We start from the raw sequence: 2,200 nt of genomic DNA, 5'->3' as shown, positions 1-2,200 counted from the left end.
GGGTGTAGCGACTGCTCGAACGACAACGGCCCGCCCCGCAAGAACTCGGGCGGGCCGTTGTCGACAGATCAATGACGGGTTCGATCAGTACACCGGGCCGGTGTACTTCTCGCCCGGGCCCGCGCCCGGGGCGTCCGGGTACTCCGAGGATTCGCGGAACGCGCGCTGCAGCGACTGCAGGCCGTCGCGGATCGGACCGGCGTGCGGGCCGAGGTACTCGACCGATGCGGTGACCAGGCCGGCGAGCGCGGTGATGACGCGGCGCGCCTCGTCCAGGTCCAGGTGGGGGCTGCTGGCCGGGTCGGGTTCGCCGAGGCCCAGCTTCTCGGCCGCGGAGCTCATCAGCATGACGGCGGCGCGGCTGATGACCTCGACCGCGGGGATCTCGGCCAGTTCGCGCACGACCTCGCCGTCGATGAGGGCGGAATCGTCGTTCAAGGTAGCCTCGCTCATAGGGTAGAGAATGCCATCGCGCGCGTCGACGCTGGTCGTGGGGGCGGCCGATTCGGAGCTCCCCGCTATGAGTGTTAGACTCTTCCGCGACGACCGCCCCGGACTGGTTCCTGCAACCGACTCGGGGCATCAAGTGGAGCCCGACTCCCACCGTCAACCAGCGCTGACAGTGCCAGGTTGCGCGGTCCGGTCGCCCATCATTTGCGTGATGGGTTCTGTGCGTGGGTTTTTCCTGCGTGCGGTGCGATGCGAGCTGTTTGCGTCGTGGATCGGTCGACTCGGGCCCCGCGCTGGTGAAATACCGGAGCGGGGCTTTCGTGTTGAAATTGGGGTTGCAGTTATTGCTTGCGGTCGTTGACGAACCGCTTGACCTAGGAGGCCCCATCAGCACTGAGACCCGCATCAACGATCGCATCCGCGTTCCCGAGGTCCGACTCATCGGACCCGGCGGCGAGCAGGTTGGGATCGTGCGTGTTGAAGATGCACTACGCGTCGCTCAGGAAGCTGACCTCGACCTGGTCGAGGTCGCGCCCGATGCACGCCCGCCGGTGTGCAAGATCATGGACTACGGCAAGTTCAAGTACGAGACCGCGCAGAAGGCGCGTGAGTCCCGGAAGAACCAGGTCCAGACCGTGATCAAGGAGCAGAAGCTCCGCCCGAAGATCGATGACCACGACTACGCCACCAAGCGCGGCCACGTGATGCGCTTCCTGGAGGCCGGGTCGAAGGTCAAGGTCACCATCATGTTCCGTGGTCGCGAGCAGTCGCGCCCCGAACTCGGGTTCCGGCTCCTGCAGCGACTGGCCGCCGACGTCGCCGACCTCGGATTCGTCGAAACCTCGGCCAAGCAGGACGGCCGAAACATGACCATGGTCCTCGCGCCGCACAAGGGCGCGAAGACGCGGGTGAAGGCCCAGAACGACGCGAGCTCGACGCAGCAGCGCAGCAGTGCGCCCGCGCCGGCTCCCGCCGAGGCGGCCCCGGCCGAGACCGCAGCCCCGGCTGCCGAATCGGCCACCCCGCAGCAGTAATAACGAGAAGCTCCGGAGGCGTGTGGTATCCGCGCGCCTCCGGCACGACAGAACTGAGGAATCCATGCCGAAGATGAAGAGCCACAGCGGCGCCTCGAAGCGATTCAAGGTGTCGGGCAGCGGCAAGCTGCTGCGTCAGCAGGCGAACCGTCGCCACCTGCTCGAGCACAAGCCGACCACCCGGACTCGTCGTCTGGACGGCGTGGAGGTCGTCGCCAAGGCCGATGTCGCTCGCGTCAAGAAGCTGCTCGCCAAGTAATTCGGCTGAGCCGACCGACCAACCTCCGGGTGCGATCGCCGCACCCCCTATTCGATCAAGGACTGAAAAGTGGCACGCGTCAAAAGGGCCGTCAACGCTCAGAAGAAGCGCCGTTCCGTTCTCGAGGCCTCCAAGGGCTACCGCGGTCAGCGGTCGCGCCTGTACCGCAAGGCCAAGGAACAGCAGCTGCACTCGCTCACCTACGCCTACCGGGACCGCCGGGCGCGGAAGGGTGACTTCCGTCAGCTGTGGATCACTCGTATCAACGCCGCCGCGCGTCTGAACGACATGACCTACAACCGCTTCATGCAGGGCCTCAAGGCCGCCGGCATCGAGGTGGACCGCAAGATCCTGGCCGAGCTCGCCGTCTCCGACGCCGAGGCCTTCGCCCAGCTGGTCGCGGCCGCCAAGGCTGCCCTGCCGGCCGACGTCAACGCCCCGGCCGCCTGATTCGGTC

General features: G+C 66.7%; 4 protein-coding genes. 3 read left to right on the top strand and 1 reads right to left on the bottom strand.

Features of this window, described 5'->3' with window-relative positions; translation table 11 throughout:
- Positions 1-84 precede the first annotated feature (84 nt).
- Positions 85-453, bottom strand: coding sequence for a DUF1844 domain-containing protein (locus ACFV4K_RS35475; RefSeq protein WP_213560615.1), 369 nt, complete (start codon positions 451-453; stop codon positions 85-87).
- 332 nt (positions 454-785) lie between these two features.
- Here ACFV4K_RS35475 and infC point away from each other — a divergent pair, with 332 nt between their 5' ends.
- The 3 genes from infC to rplT all read left to right on the top strand — a co-directional run bounded on the left by infC (position 786) and on the right by rplT (position 2,193).
- The gene (gene infC / locus ACFV4K_RS35470) at positions 786-1,484 is read left to right on the top strand and encodes a translation initiation factor IF-3 (protein ID WP_357286021.1); all 699 of its coding nucleotides are present in this window, start codon (positions 786-788) and stop codon (positions 1,482-1,484) included.
- A 64-nt stretch (positions 1,485-1,548) separates the two neighbouring features.
- The gene (rpmI, locus tag ACFV4K_RS35465; RefSeq protein ID WP_033090982.1) at positions 1,549-1,743 is read left to right on the top strand and encodes a 50S ribosomal protein L35; all 195 of its coding nucleotides are present in this window, start codon (positions 1,549-1,551) and stop codon (positions 1,741-1,743) included.
- A 69-nt stretch (positions 1,744-1,812) separates the two neighbouring features.
- Positions 1,813-2,193, top strand: coding sequence for a 50S ribosomal protein L20 (gene rplT / locus ACFV4K_RS35460; protein WP_040807291.1), 381 nt, complete (start codon positions 1,813-1,815; stop codon positions 2,191-2,193).
- Positions 2,194-2,200: the final 7 nt, after the last annotated feature.

Origin of the sequence: Nocardia sp. NPDC059764, assembly GCF_042732555.1 — a bacterium.
Taxonomy (GTDB): Bacteria; Actinomycetota; Actinomycetes; order Mycobacteriales; family Mycobacteriaceae; genus Nocardia.
This window is presented reverse-complemented; position numbering and strand designations above follow the sequence as displayed.

Bases quoted from the DNA above. Each gene is read 5' to 3' on its own strand.
- ACFV4K_RS35475 (WP_213560615.1), bottom strand. From the start codon at position 453: ATGAGCGAGGCTACCTTGAACGACGATTCCGCCCTCATCGACGGCGAG.
- rpmI (WP_033090982.1), top strand. From the start codon at position 1,549: ATGCCGAAGATGAAGAGCCACAGCGGCGCCTCGAAGCGATTCAAGGTG.